This window comes from Tenacibaculum litoreum, from assembly GCF_964513915.1.
In the GTDB taxonomy this organism is placed as follows: domain Bacteria; phylum Bacteroidota; class Bacteroidia; order Flavobacteriales; family Flavobacteriaceae; genus Polaribacter; species Polaribacter litoreum.
On record NZ_CAZEQS010000004.1, the window covers coordinates 858503 to 877809 of the forward strand.

The 19307-nt window shown below is 32.6% G+C and carries 18 protein-coding genes; 8 read left to right on the top strand and 10 right to left on the bottom strand.

Going from position 1 to position 19307, the window contains the following annotated elements; translation table 11 throughout:
• Window positions 1–72: 72 nt before the first annotated feature.
• The 7 genes from ACKTTR_RS15420 to ACKTTR_RS15450 form a co-directional block, all read right to left on the bottom strand.
• On the bottom strand, window positions 73–1095 hold the full coding sequence (locus ACKTTR_RS15420; protein ID WP_408028673.1) for a hypothetical protein: 1023 nt from the start codon (window positions 1093–1095) through the stop codon (window positions 73–75).
• Between the two features lie 73 nt (window positions 1096–1168).
• On the bottom strand, window positions 1169–1597 hold the full coding sequence (locus ACKTTR_RS15425; protein ID WP_125066381.1) for a phage holin family protein: 429 nt from the start codon (window positions 1595–1597) through the stop codon (window positions 1169–1171).
• On the bottom strand, window positions 1590–2021 hold the full coding sequence (locus tag ACKTTR_RS15430) for a TIGR02594 family protein (RefSeq protein WP_408028674.1): 432 nt from the start codon (window positions 2019–2021) through the stop codon (window positions 1590–1592). The genes ACKTTR_RS15425 and ACKTTR_RS15430 overlap by 8 nt, the downstream gene beginning before the upstream one ends.
• A gap of 337 nt (window positions 2022–2358) precedes the next feature.
• Window positions 2359–2646, bottom strand: coding sequence for a hypothetical protein (locus ACKTTR_RS15435; RefSeq protein ID WP_408028675.1), 288 nt, complete (start codon window positions 2644–2646; stop codon window positions 2359–2361).
• A gap of 21 nt (window positions 2647–2667) precedes the next feature.
• A complete protein-coding gene (locus tag ACKTTR_RS15440; RefSeq protein ID WP_408028676.1) occupies window positions 2668–3042 on the bottom strand; it encodes a hypothetical protein in 375 nt (124 codons plus the stop codon).
• Window positions 3043–3045: 3 nt separating this feature from the next.
• A complete protein-coding gene (locus tag ACKTTR_RS15445; protein ID WP_408028677.1) occupies window positions 3046–5514 on the bottom strand; it encodes a hypothetical protein in 2469 nt (822 codons plus the stop codon).
• Window positions 5515–5680: 166 nt separating this feature from the next.
• Complete coding sequence (locus ACKTTR_RS15450; RefSeq protein ID WP_408028678.1) at window positions 5681–9226, bottom strand: hypothetical protein; 3546 nt, start codon at window positions 9224–9226, stop codon at window positions 5681–5683.
• Window positions 9227–9538: 312 nt separating this feature from the next.
• Between ACKTTR_RS15450 and ACKTTR_RS15455 the strand changes: the two genes are divergently transcribed.
• The 7 genes from ACKTTR_RS15455 (at window position 9539) to ACKTTR_RS15485 (ending at window position 15971) form a co-directional block, all read left to right on the top strand.
• Window positions 9539–10339, top strand: a complete 801-nt coding sequence (locus ACKTTR_RS15455) for a S24 family peptidase (RefSeq protein ID WP_408028679.1) — start codon at window positions 9539–9541, stop codon at window positions 10337–10339.
• A 5-nt stretch (window positions 10340–10344) separates the two neighbouring features.
• Entirely contained in the window at window positions 10345–10965 is a 621-nt protein-coding gene (locus ACKTTR_RS15460) for a DUF6973 domain-containing protein (protein ID WP_408028680.1), read from the top strand.
• On the top strand, window positions 10966–11652 hold the full coding sequence (locus ACKTTR_RS15465; RefSeq protein ID WP_408028681.1) for an alpha/beta fold hydrolase: 687 nt from the start codon (window positions 10966–10968) through the stop codon (window positions 11650–11652).
• A gap of 9 nt (window positions 11653–11661) precedes the next feature.
• Window positions 11662–12246, top strand: coding sequence for an alpha-ketoglutarate-dependent dioxygenase AlkB (locus ACKTTR_RS15470; RefSeq protein WP_408028682.1), 585 nt, complete (start codon window positions 11662–11664; stop codon window positions 12244–12246).
• A gap of 183 nt (window positions 12247–12429) precedes the next feature.
• Entirely contained in the window at window positions 12430–13107 is a 678-nt protein-coding gene (locus tag ACKTTR_RS15475) for a succinate dehydrogenase cytochrome b subunit (protein ID WP_073182389.1), read from the top strand.
• Window positions 13108–13119: 12 nt separating this feature from the next.
• Complete coding sequence (locus tag ACKTTR_RS15480) at window positions 13120–15135, top strand: fumarate reductase/succinate dehydrogenase flavoprotein subunit (RefSeq protein WP_408028683.1); 2016 nt, start codon at window positions 13120–13122, stop codon at window positions 15133–15135.
• 89 nt (window positions 15136–15224) lie between these two features.
• Window positions 15225–15971, top strand: coding sequence for a succinate dehydrogenase/fumarate reductase iron-sulfur subunit (locus tag ACKTTR_RS15485; protein WP_408028684.1), 747 nt, complete (start codon window positions 15225–15227; stop codon window positions 15969–15971).
• A gap of 255 nt (window positions 15972–16226) precedes the next feature.
• Here the strand turns inward: ACKTTR_RS15485 and ACKTTR_RS15490 are convergent, their stop codons facing one another.
• The 3 genes from ACKTTR_RS15490 to ACKTTR_RS15500 are packed head-to-tail and all read right to left on the bottom strand — an operon-like array spanning window position 16227 to window position 18575.
• Window positions 16227–17360: an endonuclease gene (locus ACKTTR_RS15490; protein ID WP_408028685.1), complete on the bottom strand. Its 1134-nt coding sequence runs from the start codon at window positions 17358–17360 to the stop codon at window positions 16227–16229.
• Between the two features lie 17 nt (window positions 17361–17377).
• Window positions 17378–17992 (bottom strand): FAD-dependent oxidoreductase, encoded by a 615-nt coding sequence (locus ACKTTR_RS15495; protein WP_408028686.1) that lies wholly within the window; start codon window positions 17990–17992, stop codon window positions 17378–17380.
• Window position 17993: 1 nt separating this feature from the next.
• Window positions 17994–18575, bottom strand: coding sequence for a MarC family protein (locus ACKTTR_RS15500; protein ID WP_408028687.1), 582 nt, complete (start codon window positions 18573–18575; stop codon window positions 17994–17996).
• Window positions 18576–18684: 109 nt separating this feature from the next.
• Here ACKTTR_RS15500 and ACKTTR_RS15505 point away from each other — a divergent pair, with 109 nt between their 5' ends.
• Complete coding sequence (locus ACKTTR_RS15505) at window positions 18685–19257, top strand: DUF3109 family protein (RefSeq protein ID WP_408028688.1); 573 nt, start codon at window positions 18685–18687, stop codon at window positions 19255–19257.
• The last annotated feature ends 50 nt before the right edge of the window (window positions 19258–19307 follow it).

Genomic DNA, 19307 nt, shown 5'->3' on the forward strand with positions numbered 1-19307 from the left:
ATTGTTTTTGATAAAAAAGAGCCGCTAAAAACTACTTTTGTTAGTGGCTAGACTTTTTTACTACTTATAATTTTAAGAGTAACTCTCTACTTGTATAAGTCCTGTCAACAAAATTGAACCATTAGTAAAAGACACATCTTTAACAATATTATTATCCAAATCTGCAAATGAAATATTCAAAAAATTGCCTCCTGCATCAAAAGACGTTCTTACTTTTAATTCATGTATCTGTTGATTTGTTAAGTTTGATCCTGTTATTTTTTTTATACAAACCACATCTGAGTTATCCAAATAAGTTTTAGGTCCTTCTATGGTATTAAATTCAACCTCTAAAGTTACTCCAGTCGTTGAGCCTGTAGTTTGTATATTAGTTAATAATATTTGATACATACCAATACCTCCTACTCTTTTAAATTTTCCTGAAAAATCAAAGGTATAAGGAGAATTTATTTGAGGTCCCAAAATGACATTATTTAAATCTTTTTCCTCATGAAAAAATGCATGAACTAACCCTGCAAAGTTTCTAGAATTGACAGGAATAGTTGCATTTGTACCTGTGTCAGAAATAATTGTGCCTTCCGTTAAACTATGACTGTAACTCAAGTTAGTTCCTCCACTACCTCCACCAGAAGCATTGATAACAGGGTTATCTGGGTCTGTAGTATCAATCGAAATATTTGTTCCTGCTTGATATTGAGGAACAGTATCTTTTAAGTTACTCAAATCTACTGTAAACGTAGAGTTATCATCACGTGTAAAAGTTGCCAATCCATTAGCATCAACAGTACCTGAAACCAATCGTGATAAATTTGTATTATCTAAATATGGTGTTAAATCAATTTGTGAGACGCTTACACCGTCTTTTAATAAATCAACGGTATTAGTTCCAGAAATAGGTGACAATGTATATTCAGGTACTTGCTGTTCAGAAGCTACACTTACCTCTCCTGTTTCATCAATTACAAACCTTCGGTTTGCTTCTCCTTCGGGTTGTTTGGCATCGATATAACTATCAATTAAATCGGCATATTGTTGTTGGGTTGGCTTGTCGCCTGTTTCAAAAAATTGCTTTAAGGTTTCTTTGTTTTGTTTCATTTTTGTTCTTTTTTATCGTTTTTAAATTTGTTTTTGATAAAAAAGAGACGCTAAAAACTGTATTTGTTAGCGACTAGACTTTTTCTTTGTCGTTATTTTTTTGTTTTTCGGTTGTTTGCTCTAAGGTACTTTGCATACCCGCTTGTTTTAACAAACTATGCAATGCTTTAAAGGGGTTTACTCCATAAATTTTGTTGTAGTTTTCTAAAATTGACTTTGTTTCGGTAATAGCTATAAATCCTGCTATTATTTTTAAAAAAGGAACTTCATTTACAATGTGTTTTTCTAAAAAATAAGCTGATATTATTACCAAGTTATAAATAACAAACTTAGAAATGGTATGTCCAATTCGTTCGCTTTTTATAGGTATTTGTAATTTTAAAGAGGCATAAGCTCCTGTAATAAAATCAACTACTATTAGTAACATCATGGTAGTTAACACTCCATTTAAAGGCGACAATAAAGCAAGCAACCAAAAAATGAAATGCGAAAATTTATCCATTCTTTTTTAGTTTTCTAAAGTCTAATACCCTGTTTTTAGGATATGCTTTAATACTTACACTATTTCCTTGATTACCACCTAATAGGTATACATATCGTCGGGTTTCTTTAATTAAGAACCCAACATGTCCTTTCCAGCTATTAGGGTTTTCCCTCCATAAAACCACCACATCTCCTGGTTCTGGATTTGTAGTAGAGTCTCCTACCGACAACCAACTGCGCGCAGTTAGCTGGTTTGTGTGTTCATAACCTGCTTTTTTGGCTACCCAATTTGCAAAGGCACTGCACCAAGCGGTTTCATCTTTAAATTTCCCTCCATCAAAACCTAATGAAGTAAAATAGTTTACAATTTGAGGATGATCTTTTGAGCCTTTCACCTCTTTGACTCCGTATTGCGATAACGCTACTGATATTAAATTATTCATACAAATGTTTAATTTTTTAAAGCGTTTGCAGACAAAACTTGTAAGTTGTTGATTCTTTTTCTTTTTCTTAGACCTGAAAGGGGTTAATCATAACTTTTTTTCGTTTCTGCTTACATTAAAGATTAATAAATAATAATGAACTGTTAGAAAAGCAAGACAAATATACAACATATTACAACTAAAACAAAACAAATTACAAATATTTTGCATTATGTTTTAATTTAGGGTGTTCTTGAAAATCCCCTATAACTTTTTACATAAAAAAAACCACCTAAAATTTAGGCGGTTTTTATTTCTATCTCTTAAATTCTATTAAAGAACCTTTAAAAGAGTTTTTCTATCCCAATTCTATAAAATCATGAGGAGTAGTAATATATAAAGCCTCCCCTGTTTCTGCATTTATATCTATAAACATGCTTCGCTCTTCAAGCCCCCAATACTCACCATAGGTCACGATAAAAAGATCTATTTTTTCTCCTTTAAATTTTCCAACTGGAATGGGATACTCTAATTCTTCTTTAGACTCAAATCTAATGTCATTAACATCATCTATACTGGAATACTCAATATTCTCTTTCTTTAAAACTTCTAAAGCTATTTTATAAGCCTCTTCTTTTGTAATCATAATTTACTTAATTATCACATCTTAAACATCTGTATTCCATTCCGAAAAATCAATTTCCTTAATTTCAGAAACATCCTTTAAAAGCTCTCTTACCTTTTCTGCTCGCGAAGTGTTTTCAAAACTTGATAGACTAGTAAAATTTATCTCAACAGCCCAAGGACAAATTTTATGATAATCATTATCCCAAGAATCACCTACTCTAAATTGCTTCTTAATACATAAATAATCAACTAAACTCTTTTCTTTTCCAAAAAAAACATAGGGACCTTCATCCTCATAAAAATCTTCATCTTTAACTAATTCTATTTCTAATTTTTCTGAAAGAATTTCAGCTAATTTAGCTTCATCTTTTTGAGTATATCCAAAAATTGTATAAATCATTTTTTTTTGCTCCATAATTTAAAATTTAATTCTGTATGATTTTCCTTTTCTATTTAACTCCTCTAGACTTTTATAAAATCTAAAATTAACCTCTCTACCATATTGTTTTTGTAAAGCTAAAACAAAATCACTAAAACCTAACTCTTTCATATCTTTAAACTTTAACGGTAAAGAGTATGGATGAGTCTCTTTAGCCAACTTTTTACTTTTAGCCAAATCAAGTAATTTTTCACTGACGACAGCTATATCAAAATCACTTTTCCGGCCAGTATCAAAAATTTTTCCTGTTTCATAACTTCTCCCTGTAACTGAACTTCCTTGCATAAAAACTTCAATGTTTTTAAATCCTTTTTTTGAGAAAAAATTAAATATCTGTATTCCAAACTGTTTTAGTTGTCCAAAGCTTTTAAAACCATATAAAGGAGAATTACCTAATAGTTTTGAATAAGTTCTTTTTGCTGATTCATCCAAATACTCTTGAACTTTCTTTTTACCATTCCCTCCACTAGAACGTATTTCATCTATCTTTTTTGCAAATTTTCGAATGGCATCTTCAGTCCCTTCTAAAATGGTTTTATCTCCCTGTTTAATGGTATAAATAACTCCATCAGGGCTTACTAAAACTTTTCCCGTGTTAGGATCTAGTTTCTCAAAAATAACAACTCCTAAATCATACAATAATTCTAAAGCTGCTTCGAAGCCTTTAAATAATTGGTTTGCTGTACTCGCGAGCTTCTCTATAAACTCTCCAATCCATTTTTTAAGATTATCTAAATGTTTCGCAAAGTTTTTAGCAAACTCTTTAAGCTTTCTAATCGCAGCTAAAACTACATCTACTGTTATTTCTATTGTTTTTACCACTTTTTTAGCTACTACATTCGCTAACTCTTGATACGATTTTAATACTGCTTTGGTTGCTTTGGCTATATTGGCTGTTCCTCCAGTAGCAATAAATTGTACTACTTCCGAAGCGATAAAACCAACAATAAAACCTATATAATACCCTAAAGCACCTGGATCTATCGTGATTTTTGTATTGGATGCCTTAGCAAATAAACCTATTAATAGTTTAGCAGTAGTTATAGGCATTTCTATTAAAAACTGCATCCATGCTTTTAAGTTTGTTAATGTAAAGGTATTGAGTACTAAATCGATAAGATTTTCAAAGCCTTCTGCTAATAAACGTAGGTAATGACCTGGTTTTTCAAAGAACTTTCCTGTTTGGATAACGCCGTTTAAAACATCTACCAAAATAGCTAAAATATCAAAGATAGATTTAAAGAAGTCAATTATACTATTAATAAGCCCCACTAACAATCCGTTAATAAAATCATAGGTGTTTTGTGCGTTTTCTTTTACGCCATCTAAAAACTCTTTAAGTATACCTGGTACGTACTTAAACAACTTGGTAATACGTTCACTTTTAAAAGGCATAAGCTCTTTAAACAACCAATGTTTATTAAATCGCTCTGCAAAAGTTACAATAGGGGCTTCAATAGGAACTACATAATTTTTATAAATTGAATTTGCCAATTCTTCGGAAGAAAAACTCTCATTAATATTAAGCTTGGGCAATAACGGATTGTATTTTGAGTTCTCTTTTCCGTCTACCGTTGTTTTCCAATAGTTTTCCCCCAATTTTAACTCATCAATTTCTTTACCTATATTTCTTAGAAATTTAGACAAATTATTTAAGGTAACATCCGCTCCCCAACGCACCACTTGCCCACCTTTCGCTAAGACCAAGTAAAAATCGCTTTCTTCTTTCTTTTTAAGTTCTTGTTCCAGCATTTTACTTAGCTCGTTCGTAAAAACATCTACCCCATAAGCTCTGGTAATTTCTGCAATGCGAATTCTGTTCGTTTCTATAAGAGAACTTACATTTTTTCCTTTTTTTATTCTGAACACTGTTCCGAAAAGGTTACTTCCCGAGCTACGCTCAATAAAAAGAACTACCTCGTGTGCACTTACATTTTGTATCGCTTCATAAGCTTGTAATAATTGCGCTCCATCTTCAGAAATAAATACAGTTGTAAAAGCTTCATATTGGATACTTTTAACATTTCTGGTAGTTGGTGAAGGATTTGCATTTACAATTACCTCCTCTAAATCAATACTATTATCAAGTTGGATATAAAACTTTTCGTTAATTTTATAATATGATAATATTCCGCTATCAAAATCAAAGATGGTATTTTGAATAAATGCAAAGTTTTCATCATTTTCTTCATATTCTAGTTTACTAATTTGTCCATAAGGCGGATTATTTTCTAGAAAAAAATCTCCATATTCACCTGATAACCGATTATTAAAACGAAGTAACCACTTATTGGGATTTTGTACTCCTTCTTCTATTTCTACATATATATTGGGGCTTGGAACTGCTGTTTCTTTTATTTTTTGTTGCTGAACATCTGAAAACACCACCAATCCATTAAAATTGGTTTTGTGTTTAAAATGTTTGCTTCCATATTCATGAGCATGCATATTTTTTTGTTTTTTATGATTAGTAAAAAACAAACCTCACCCAGCCCTCCTCTTCACAAAAAAGAGGAAGGAACTAACAAACACAATACGTTTTATTGATTTTTTGGGTGAGGTTTGTGACTGTGTGTATAGAAAACTGTTTGTTAAACAAACAGTTTTACTGCACTTATGCTACATTATTGGTATCTCCCACAATATCGTAATCTACACCATCTGGTCCTTGACCTATCTTATAAGTACTTACATCAAATAAGCCTTGACCTTCACAGTCTGGATTACATGGTAAACCTCCTTCGTTTAGCACAACAGAATCTGCTTGTAACACGGTTAAGGTTGTTGGTACACGAGTTTCCCAAGTACCTTCCACTTCACCTTCAATGGTTTGCATTTCTTCGGCAATAGAAACGTATAAATCGTCGTCCATATCGGTAACCATTCCTTGCCCAAACCAAGCTTCTCCTGTTTTCATATACCAGTTTACCATTTCTTCAAAACCTGGACGTACAGGCACTACTGATCTTGCCATACCACTTTGTAAAAAGGCTTGGAAAATAGGGTCGCTACCTTCGTTATATTCAAAATTAGCATCCCAATTAGCTTCAGCTCCATAGAAATAAGGATAAAATGTATACGCCATAATTTCCCAATCGAAAGCTTGCTCAAAAAATTTTACAGTTTCAGCGTGTTTCTGAAACTTTTCTTTATCATGTATTCCTTCTTTCAACTCTTTAGAGGAACTTGATTTATAGTGATCTCCTGTTGTTTCAACTTCATGAGGTTTAGCCATTAAATCAACAGCAATACGCTTTAACTCACGTTTCTCAATACTACGATTGATTTGAGAACTTAACTCTTTTTTCTTTTCATTAGACTCCTTAACCACAGCTTGATTTTGCATAAACTCATTATACTCTAATAAACGCTCATTATAAGCATCCATAATAGCTTTATACGTTTCATTTTGCCATTTCTGATAAACTTCGCTAGTTCTCACACAGTTAACAGTTACATTAAAGTGCGCCGAATGTATTTCCCAAGCACGATATGAAAATGGAACAGATTCTGCATAAGAATCAGAAAAATCATAATCAACCGTTTGTGTTGAGTTTTTTCCAAAAACACGTTTCAACGAATCTCCTAAGCTGATAACTAATGATTTATTCCCATTATCTTTATATGTGATTGACCAACGAACTGTCCCTTTAGTTGCTGTATAACCCTTAGGTATTTTTATATCATTTGAAGAAAACCCCGTAGAGGTATAATTTTTATCATCCTTTTTAAAAGATTTTCCTATTTTCAAATCTTTTTCTATGGGTGCTTCAATATCCGCTCCATAAACAGAAGCTATTCTTTGATAATTATTTTCGTTTATATACTTAGCACTACTAACACCATAAGATAGATCTTTGGGATGTATTGGTTTTTTAGGGATAATTAAACCTTCTTTTGTTTTTTCATCACCATCACCATTTTTAAAATACGATTCAATATAAAACTTTGCAGGTTCTGGTAAGGCAAATTCATACATTAAGCGCTTACCATAATTTATCAACTTATTCTTATAAATCTTATCTACCCAACGGTATACTCCTGTTACATGCTTATCTCCCTTACGATTGTCGAATCCATGCGTATTGTTTTCTTCATACTCTCGTAACATACGTGACGTACGTTTGGTACTAATCTTTTGCACTACACGCTCCATGGCCCTTTCAGTTACCTCTTGCGCATAGGTTTGCGCTTGTAAATTTGAATTGGAAGTCGAATTTGAAGATGAAGAGTTAAAATTAGTTCCAGCACTAAACTTAATAAACTCCCCTCCACTTACAGAGGCATTTGCTCCAAAACTGGTAGCATTATCACTATTTACAATAGACGACGCTTCACTTTGTAACTCATTACGCTCAGTAGAAGTTGTATCCGTTAAGTTCTCTACTTCTTTTTCTGAAGTTCTTTCAGTGGTTTGTTCTGATACATTTAGATTTCTTGTAGAACGCTCTTTATATTCGCGTGCCATGATATTTTCAATATGCGACACTTCACCTGGCACATAGCAACACACCTCTTGCTCTACACGTCTAAAATCAGCAATTCCTAATTGAGATACTCCATACAACACCGTCTTTTCAGCATCTGATTCTGTTATTGGCTCTCCTTCTTCTACGACTCTTGTCGCTATTCCTGAATAACTTCCTGTAAAATCAGTATTGTTAATCATTCTTTGTAATTGGAATTCAAAATCTCCTCCAATAAATTCCAAATCAATAAAAAGTGAAGCACTAAAGCTTAACATCACTCCATTACTTAACGTTAATTCGCCAGAAAATGTATACTTACCAAAAGTTAACAACTCTCCACTAGGAAAAAAATGTAAGTTTAATAAATCTCCTTTTTGTGAAAGTTTTCTAACACTTGTCCCTGTAATAGTTTCTCCTGAGTCTTTTTTTAATTCGTAAGTAGCATTAGTTACATACGCATTGGTGTAACCTACATTAATACTCATAGAAATAGCATCTCTATCGTAAGCCAAAGCAGGCACCAATTTTCCTGAAAAAGAATATAACTGAATACTCTGCTTCGCATTGTAAGTTACTGTAGTATCACCTACATTAATCTTTTGCACATCTTCTGGTGTTCTATCATACACGAGTTGATTATCTCTTTTTATTTTTTCCTTTAGCAATGGTTTTACCTCATTAAAACTATCATAAGGCTGCATTTCTTTTAAGTTTAAAACATCTAAGGTTGTGGCAGAAAACAAACTAGTAGTTACATCTCTATCAATTTCTTTAGCGCTTTCAAACTCAAATTCTGGTAACTGCAAATCAGGATAAACCGTTTTTTCTTTCGAAAAACCCTCTTCATTAACAATTCGCTGAACTTCGGGTGTTGCTTCTTGTTGTAACTGCTCAATAGTTGCATCATAAACCTTCAACTCAGTATCATAACGCAGACTTTCTGTTTTTTTATACGTAGTTTCTGCTTGTTCTAATTCTCTTAAAGTAGCCTCGTACTGTTGAATTCTATCTTTTGCCAATGCTACATCAAGCTGTGATTGCATATAATCTTGAGAAGCTTTAGATACCGTAGGAGTCGTATACGAAAACTTGTTTTGTGCAGCAAGCATTACTTCTTTTGGTACAATAACACTTGCATTCGCTAAACGTATAAACTCTTTTTCATTCTCTTCTGTAAAAACAATTTCCCCCTCTATACCTTCTGTAAAACTATTCGTAAAAGCATTAAACGCTTTTAAAAACTTATTAGCAACTAACATTTGAATCAATCCTTCTCTAACAGCTGTTGACTCCTTGTCTATCGTTTGATGAAATAAATTTTCCCATAATACAAACTCCTCATTTGTTGTAAGCTCTTGTGCTTCGCTTAAATTTGCTTCAATACTAGCATACGATAATACTGACTTGTTACGCATTAACCAGCCTGAAAACTGATACAACTCTGGATGTAAATTTTTAATTTCTAACCTACTCGCTATGGGTGTAAAATCAACAGTATTATTATATGCTCCTTTTAAAGCCGTTGTTCTTTCTGCATCACTAGTTACATTTTCTACCGACTTAAAAGCTAAACTCTCTGCTTTTTTTTCTTCCGGAAAGGAAACAAATCCTGTTTCTTTGTCTTCAATTAATTGTGGACTACGTAATGTTACAAACCTAAATAGGTTTGATTTGATTGGTTTTTTACTCATTTTTATAAAATTTAATTAATTCTTAATCAAGCTCAAAAAGAGCCCTGTTTAGTTGCTTTTCTAACAGTTCTTTTTTCTTGATTTTGGGTTTTATTCAAAAAAATGTTTGAATAAACGAGTATAGATTTCAAAAAAGTGAAGAAAATCAAGTTGAAATCTTAAAAACACAATCACTAAAACCACACAAATGTTTGATTATTACAATTTTTTTGTATATTAGCAATTCATTAACGATGCAAATATAAAACATATTACACATTTAAACAAACAAAAGTTTAATTATTTTTGCAATATGTAAAAACATAAAATGTTATGGGAATTTCCGAAAAAATAGCAGCAATTAGAGATGCTTTCAACTTAAACAACTTTTCTTTTTCAAAAAAAATAGGTGTTACTGGAACCACTATAGACAGCATTATTAATGGAAGACCTCAATCTGACGGTAGTAGAAAAAAAACAAAACCTGGTTACGATGTTCTTACTTCTATTATTAATGAATTCAACATAAACCCCGACTATTTATTTGGAAAAAGTGACATAATGTTAAAGACTGAACCCAGCAATATTCAAACATATTCTGGAGTACCTCAAGTTGTTTCTGTAAATTCTTTAGGGAATGAAAACGTGGTTTATGTTCCTATACAAGCAAGAGCTGGTTATTTAAATGGTTATGGAGATTCAAATTACATAGAACAATTACCTTCTTTTAACATGCCACATCTTAATAATGGTACCTTTCGTTGTTTTGAAGTACAAGGAAATTCCATGGTGCGTACTTTTTTTGATGGAGATCTAGTTTTTGGTAAATATGTTGAAAACTTACACGATATTAAAGATGGTCGTATCTATGTAATTGTTAGTAAGAATGATGGTATTGTTTTAAAACGTGTAATTAATAGAATAGAAGAAAGGGGTAAACTTATTTTAAAAAGTGATAATAAAGATGGCAACTACCCTACTTATACCATAAACGCTGAAGAAATTATGGAGGTTTGGTATGTAACTATGTTCGCTTCTAAACAAATGCCTGAACCTGTTGATGTTTATGATAGATTACACGATTTAGAAAGTAAAATTGTTGAATTAGAAGAGCAAATTAGCAGTAAAAATTAATTTTTATGCTTAAAAAACTGCTTTTTTTAGTTCTTTCACTCCCTTTTTACACCTCTGCCCAATCCAACTGGCAACAATTTAAAAAACTACAAGGAGCTCAAAAAACATGGGTACTACTCCATCCTTTTAAAGCAAAAAAAGCTTTTATTGTTTCACGTGAAGCATCAAGAGTAAGTGACTCTCTAAGAGTTTCTCCCCTACTAGACGGGGATCATGCAGGCGGACAAGTAGATGCATTTCGTCATGCTTTTTGGATGGCTTTATTGCAACAACAGATTGGAGAAAATGCTGCTCGTTCACTTGGTAAAGCCCATGAAAAAGACAACTACAAAACATATAAAGAACGAAAACTAGAAGATGGTGTTATTCCTGATAAAATTTCCTCTGAAATGGATTTATTTAACAACGAAGTTGGCTTAACACTTTCTAGAAAAGACGATAATCTTCCGAAAAAAGGATTAATGTATAGAGTAATCAACACCATTCATCAAGGAAAATTAAAAATTATTAAAAAAGATAAAAACGGTAATTTTCTAACTTGTAATAATGAGGTTATTTCAAAAAAAATATTAATTGGCAAGTGGAAGAATAACAAATGTTTAGTTAATTCTAATTACAAAAGGTAAATGCAAAAAGTATATGTAATTTCAGGGACAATGTGCACAATAGATTTGTGGCAATATGTTTTTCCTAAACTAAAAAATATACTTCCAGTACATATCGATATTACTCCAGCAACTTCTTTTGAAGAAATTAATCAAACTATACTGAATCACATTGAAGAACCTGCTACAATTATTGGGTTTTCTTTAGGTGGGTTTTCTGCTATGAACTTTAGTGTTCACTATCCTGAAAAAGTAAAAAAGTTGGTTGTAATTGCTGCCAACACTGATGGATTGAGTGATTCAGAAATTCAACTGAGAAAAAGCACTATTGACTTTTTAGAAAAACACACCTACAAAGGAATCTCTCAAGCAAGAATTCAACAATTTTTACATCCAGATAATCACAGTAATTCCGAAATTATTTCTGTTATTAAAAAAATGGATTCTGATTTAGGAAAAGATGTACTACTCCATCAATTAAAAGCAACTTCAACTCGCTTAGATATTTCACAAAAAGTTTTAAACTTAAACATTTCTATATTTTTTATTACTGCTGAAAATGATGCCCTTGTCAATCCCAAAAAACTAAAAGAGTTTGCCAAAAAAACTGAAAAAGGAACATATGTAATGATTAAGAATTGTGGTCATATGATTCCTCTTGAAAAATCTGAAGAATTAGCATCAATACTGAACTTAACCATCAACTAACAATATAAAATGTCAACTAGCCTTAACAATGTTATCAGTTACTACCCTAATTTTTTACCTGAAAAAGAAGCTACAGAGTTATTTCAGCAATTAATAAGTCTTCCTGAACTCACAAATATGATGGAAATGAGACTTCCATCTGATGAGGTAATTAAATACAACTTTGGTAAAGTAATGTTTGTTGACTCTGACTTACTGGAGAAAAATGTTTTTCCAAAATCGGCTTGGGGAAACATTATGATATGGCCAGAATATATGCTTCCCTTAAAAAAACAGATTCAAAAACATACTGGACAAGAATTTAAAACTTGTGTATGCATTTATTATCCTAATGGAAATTCTGGTATTGATTATCATTCAGATAAAATGGCTTTTGGAAACACTGATGTTATTCCTTCGGTTAGCTTAGGTGAAGAACGCATGTTTTATCTTAGAGAAAATAAAACGATGATTGAAAACAAAACACTTCTGGAGCATGGAAGTTTATTAGTTATGAAAAAAGATTGTCAAGAATACTACGAACACAGCCTACCTGAAAATTCAAAATATTTAAAACCAAGAGTCAATTTAACATTTAGAAAATACGGTTTTTAAAGATATTTATACCAAAAACCATAAACTCGCTCTCTTTTTCATCCTTATAAACACTAAGAAAAACTGTTTTTGCTAATTACTATTTAAACCCATTCTAAATATTTAAGAAAACAATTCGTAAAGTTTGTTCAAGTACTGTCATCCTCTTAAATTTGTGCTATTATTTAATCAACAAACAAAATAATGAGCGGATTACTAAAATCTTCTATCGGAAGAAAGTTTGCCATGGCACTTTCGGCATTCTTCCTGATGTTTTTCTTATTACAACATTTTGCAATTAACATTACTTCGATTTTTCCAGATAACGGAGCCACATTTAACAAATTGTCGCACTTTATGGGAACAAATCCGTTAATTCAATATGTAATGCAGCCAATTTTAATTTTTGGTGTAGTGTTTCACTTTGTAATGGGATTCGTCTTAGAAATTAAAAACAAAAGTGCTCGTAAGGTTAGTTATGCTAAAAATAATGGAGCTGCAAACTCTACTTGGATGAGTAGAAACATGATTTACAGTGGTGCTGCTATTTTAGCGTTTATTGTATTACACTTTATTGATTTTTGGTTTCCAGAAATCAACACCAAATTTATTCAAGGTGATTGGAGTGGTTTACACGATGGAGAGTTTAGATACTTCCACGAACTACAACACAAGTTTTTAAGCCCAATTAGAGTTGGTGCTTATGTAATTGCTTTTGTATTCTTAGCATTGCACTTATTACACGGATTTAATTCTGCTTTCCAATCAGTTGGAGCAAATAATAAATATACTAAAGGATTGAAAACTTTTGGTAAGCTTTACGCAATCTTAATTCCATTAGGATTCGTAATCATTGCATTATTTCATCATTTCAATCACTAATACGCAACAAGTATGGCAACTTTAGATTCAAAAATTCCAAAAGGTCCATTAAAAGATAAATGGACAACTTATAAAGATAAAATTGACTTGGTAAACCCTGCTAATAAGCGTTTAATTGACGTAATTGTAGTAGGTACTGGTTTAGCAGGTGGTTCTGCTTCTGCAACTTTAGCAGAATTAGGGTACAACGTTAAAGCTTTTGCTTACCAAGATTCACCTCGTCGTGCACACTCTATTGCAGCACAAGGTGGTATTAACGCAGCAAAGAACTATCAAGGAGATGGTGACTCTTTTTACCGTTTATTTTACGATACGGTAAAAGGTGGAGATTACCGTTCTCGTGAAGCAAATGTTTATCGTTTAGCTGAGGTTTCTGCAAACATCATCGATCAATGTGTGGCGCAAGGAGTTCCTTTTGCACGTGATTATGGTGGACAATTAGATAACCGTTCGTTTGGTGGAGTATTAGTATCTCGTACTTTCTATGCGAAAGGTCAAACTGGTCAGCAGTTATTATTAGGAGCTTATTCAGCAATGAACCGTCAAATTGCTCGTGGTAAGATTGAAATGTTCAATCGTCATGAAATGTTAGACTTAGTTATTGTTGATGGAAAAGCTCGTGGTATTATTGCTCGTAACTTAGTTACTGGTGAAATTGAGCGTCACTCTGCACATGCAGTAGTAATTGCTTCTGGTGGATACGGAAATGTATATTTCTTATCAACTAACGCAATGGGATCTAACGCTACAGCTGCTTGGAAAGTTCACAAAAAAGGAGCATTCTTTGCAAACCCTTGTTACACGCAAATTCACCCAACATGTATTCCACGTTCGGGAGACTATCAGTCTAAATTAACCCTAATGTCTGAATCATTACGTAACGATGGTCGTATTTGGGTTCCTAAGAAAATGGAAGATGTATTAGCTATTAGAGAAGGAAAATTAAAGCCTACTCAAATTGCTGAAGAAGATAGAGATTACTACTTAGAAAGAAGATATCCTGCCTTTGGTAACTTAGTACCTCGTGATGTGGCTTCTCGTGCTGCAAAAGAGCGTTGTGATGCTGGTTACGGTGTAAATGCTACAGGTGAAGCTGTTTACTTAGATTTTAAATCAGCTATTGAGCGTTACGGTAAAGAGCAATGTAAATTACACGGAGTTAAAAACCCTTCACAGGAGAAAATTATTGCTGAGGGTGAAAAAGTAGTAGAAGCTAAATACGGAAACTTATTCCAAATGTATGAGAAGATTGTTGATGACAATCCATACAAAACACCAATGATGATTTATCCTGCAACTCACTATACAATGGGTGGAATATGGGTAGATTATAACTTAATGACTACTATTAATGGTTGTTATGCTATTGGTGAAGCAAACTTCTCTGATCACGGTGCAAACCGTTTAGGAGCTTCTGCATTAATGCAAGGTTTAGCTGACGGATACTTCGTGTTACCTTATACAATTGGTAATTATTTATCTAACGATATCCGTACAGGAAAAATTTCAACAGATACTAAAGAGTTTGAAGAAGCTGAAAAAGCAGTTAAAGATCGTATTGATTTCTTCATTAACAATAAAGGAGAGCATTCTGTAGATTACTACCACAAGAAATTAGGAAAAATCATGTGGGATAAATGTGGGATGGCACGTAACGAGCAAGGTTTAAAAGAAGCGATGGCTGAAATTAAAGCGTTACGTGAAGATTTCTGGAAGAACGTAACTGTTCCAGGAGATGCGAATGAAATGAACCCAGAGTTAGAAAAAGCAGGAAGAGTTGCTGATTTCTTAGAGCTAGGAGAATTATTTGCTAAAGATGCCTTAAACAGAACTGAATCTTGTGGAGGTCACTTTAGAGAAGAATCTGTTGAATTAGACGGACCTCAAAAAGGAGAAGCAAAACGTGATGATACTAACTTTGCTTACGTAGCTGCATGGGAATATAAAGGAGAGCCAGCTGATGCTGTTTTACACAAAGAAGAATTAGAGTTTAACGATATTGAATTAAAACAACGTTCATACAAATAATAGATGTTAGTATTGAGAGATGAGATGTTAGATAAGAAATTTGAAATACAATACTCAATACTCAATACTCATTACTAAAATCTAAAAGAATGAATTTAACACTTAAAATTTGGCGTCAAAAAAACGCAAGTGATAAAGGAAAAATGGTCGAATATAAGATGACCGATATTTCTGAGCATATGTCTTTCTTAGAAATGATGGACGTATTAAATGAACAATTAGTAAACACTGGTGAAGAACCTGTAGCATTCGACCACGATTGTCGCGAAGGAATTTGCGGTATGTGCTCTATGTTTATTAATGGTGAAGCACACGGGCCAGATCGTGGTGTAACTACTTGTCAGTTACACATGCGTATGTTTAACGATGGTGATACAATTACAATTGAGCCATTTAGAGCTGCTGCATTCCCAGTAATTAAAGATTTAGTTGTTGATAGAAGTTCTTTTGAAAGAATTCAACAATCTGGAGGTTATATTTCAGTAAATACTTCTGGAAATACTACAGATGCTAACGCTATCTTAGTTCCTAAAGAAAATGCTGATAAAGCCATGGATGCTGCCACTTGTATTGGTTGTGGTGCTTGTGTTGCTACTTGTAAAAACTCATCTGCAATGTTATTTGTAGGAGCTAAAGTATCTCAATACGCTTTATTACCACAAGGACAAGTAGAAGCTACCGAACGTGTTAAAAACATGGTAGCACAAATGGATTTAGAAGGTTTTGGTAACTGTACAAATACTGGAGCTTGTGAAATTGAATGTCCGAAAGGAATTTCTTTAGAAAACATTGCTCGTATGAATTCAGAGTTCTTAAAGGCGAGTTTTAAAGGATAGAATACGACCTTACTTATATAGAAAAAACCGAAGCAATTGCTTCGGTTTTTTTATGCTTCCTTTTATACTTAATATTTACACACTCATACCTTTTTTTAATTTAGAGGTATAAAAAGTATATACATTTGTCGCCAATGATTACAATACGATAATCTGTGGGGGACTATCTATTAACAAATCAATCATATCTCCGATTAGAGATAAAAAAAGCCTGAGTTAAAAACTCAGGCTTTTGCTTTTTTATTTACTCACACTTTATTTCCAAGTATTTTCAGCTTCACTACCACTCCAAATTACAGTAGCTAAATATGGGTTATCAATAAACGGGTTTCTATTTCCTTGTTCATTGGCAACAACATTATTACGTTGCTTTTCTAAATCAGACACTGGGTCTTCAGCATTCCATTCCAGTAATAAACTAACCATATTACTATCTGACGCTACAACAGAACCTACAGCAACATTTTTTGGTAAACATTGACTACCATAACGTAAGTACATATACATCATCATACGGGCTACATCACCTTTCCATTCATCACCAGGGTACCAGTTTCCAGAAACTTCTCCTGCATTGCCTGAACCAGCAGCAAATAACTTATTTCCACGATCTGAATTAAACTTTATATCAGAAGGTCTTAAATGATGTGCATCTGCACCCGGACCTGTGTCTCCTAAATTTGGGTTCCCTAAAGATCTTGGGTATACATGCTCTCTATTCCAATCAGTTCCTTGTGTACCTCCGTTAGCATCTTTATCACGAGTTCTATCTGTTACGTAATTTCCGTCTGTATCATCATAACCATAAATTAAAACCACCTTAGTATTATCTGTAGGGTCTAAATCTGATTGTTTTAATACATTCCAAATATCTGGTGTATAGTCTAAAAAGGTGGTATGACTATCTATAATTTCAGTAGCTAAAACATCTTTTAAAGAACTTCCTGTTAAAGTGAAGTCTATATCCTTATAATATTCTGATAATTCAGAAGGGATATTAAAACTTCCTGAATTTCCATTGGCAGAAGCGTTTACATTAATTATTACCGTTGCAGTAGCACAATTACTTGGTGTAATTGTACTGCAAATGGTATACTTAAAAGAATCTGTACCTACAAAATCTTGTGCTGGAGTATATATAAAGGTGTTATTACTCCTAACTATAGCTCCATTTCTTGCAGAGCTAGTCTCAAACGTTACTTTTACATTTCCCGAAGTATAAGTATCATTCGCTAAAAAACTAGGCAATACGGTCTCTTTATTTTCTTCAGCTTCAAAGGAATCGTCAACAGCTATTACTTTATCTTCTGTTGGTACAACATCACTATCACTTCCTCCACAATTAATAAACAATATTAAAATTGTTATTACTCCTATTATTTTCTTCATGATTCTATCTTAAATAATTAGTCTTTTATATGTTTATCATGCACTTTTGTTGGCACATTTTCATTCCATACAGTTAAAATATCTGTTGCTACACTTGCTCCACTTCCTGCTGCAATTGCAAACTGACTTCTCCAACCTGCTAAGGTTCCACAAACATATAGTCCTTCTTTTATTAAATGGTTGAAATTACGTAACTGAATTCTATCTTTCATAGCATTTGCACGTGTATGTCTTTCTACATATTGTTCTAAACCAGCTATATCAAAAGGTTTAGAGTAATTAAGTGCTATTACAACATTTTTACTGTAGTATTCCTTTTTATTTGTAATGACTTTGTATTTTTCATCTTCTTCAAGAACAGCCATTACTTTTTCATTCTCAATTTGAGATACTTCCGGATATAACTTTTTTAACTGATTTCTACCACTTTCAAGAATATCTTTTCCTAAAGTTTCTGGAGCTAAACCTAGAACATTATTAAAGAGAGCATCTTGTAAGTGAGAAGAACGCTGATGCATTATAATTCCAATTTTTTTGCCTTTTGCATACTCTTTAGTAAGTGCAGAACCTAAAACTAAGGCACATTGCATACCTGATACCCCTCCTCCAACAATAAGTACATCAAAAACCATATTAAGCTACTAACATTTTAAAATTAGCTGCAAATAGTTTAACTGCAATAGCTAACAAGATTACACCAAATATTTTTCTTATAATTTTTATTCCGTTTGGTCCAATTACTTTTTCAATCTTACTAGACGTTTTTAACACAATATAAATTACAATTACATTTAATAAAACGGCTACAATAATATTTTCAAGGTTAAATTCAGCACGTAATGATAGTAGTGTTGTTAAGCTACCAGGACCTGCTATTAATGGGAAAGCTAAAGGAAAAACAGTTGCACTTAATGCTTCCTCATCATCTTCTTTATAAAGAGTGATTCCTAATATCATTTCTAATGCTAGGAAAAACAAGATAAAAGCGCCTGCTACAGCAAATGAGTGTACATCTATACCTATTAAATTTAATAGTCTCTGTCCTAAAAACAAAAACAGAATCATAATAAATCCTGCTATTACAGAAGCTTTTTCTGATTGAATGTGTCCTACTTTTTTACGTAAATCAATAATGATAGGAATGTTTCCAACAATATCAATTACCGCAAACAGCACCATAAAGGCTGTGAAGATTTCTTTGAAGTTAAAGTCCATAGTTGATATATTTTCGCGTGCAAAATTATATAAGTAATGTTACAATCTAGTATTTTTGCATTTAAATTTACGGGAAGTTAATATAAACTTCCAATTTTAAAAACATTTTATGTTTCAATTAGGAAAAACCATAGTTTCAGAAGACCTTATAGAAAAAGAGTTTGTCTGTAACTTATCTGCATGTAAGGGAGCTTGTTGTATTGATGGTGATGCAGGTGCACCCCTTGAAAAAGAGGAAACAACAATTTTAGAGGAAATTTATCCTAAAATTAAACCATTTTTACGAAAAGAAGGTATTGAGGCAATTGAAAAACAAGGTACTTGGGTTACTAGTGATTTTGGTGAATTAGAAACTCCTCTAATTAATGATGCCGATTGTGCTTATGTTATTTTTGATGATAAGGGCACAGCCTTATGTGCCATTGAAGAAGCTTATAACCAAGGTATTGTAGATTGGAAAAAACCTGTTTCTTGTCATTTATATCCTGTTCGTGTAAAAGATTATAGTGAATTTGCTGCCGTAAACTACCACAAATGGGAAATTTGCGATGATGCATGTTCTTTAGGCAAGGAATTAAGTGTTCCTGTATACAAATTTGTAAAACAAGCTTTAATTAGAAAATTTGGACAAAACTGGTATGATGAGCTTGAAAAAGTAGCTGAAAAACACTTAAAAAAATAATTTCATAAAAACTAAAAAGCGATGCTAAATAGCATCGCTTTTTTTTAATT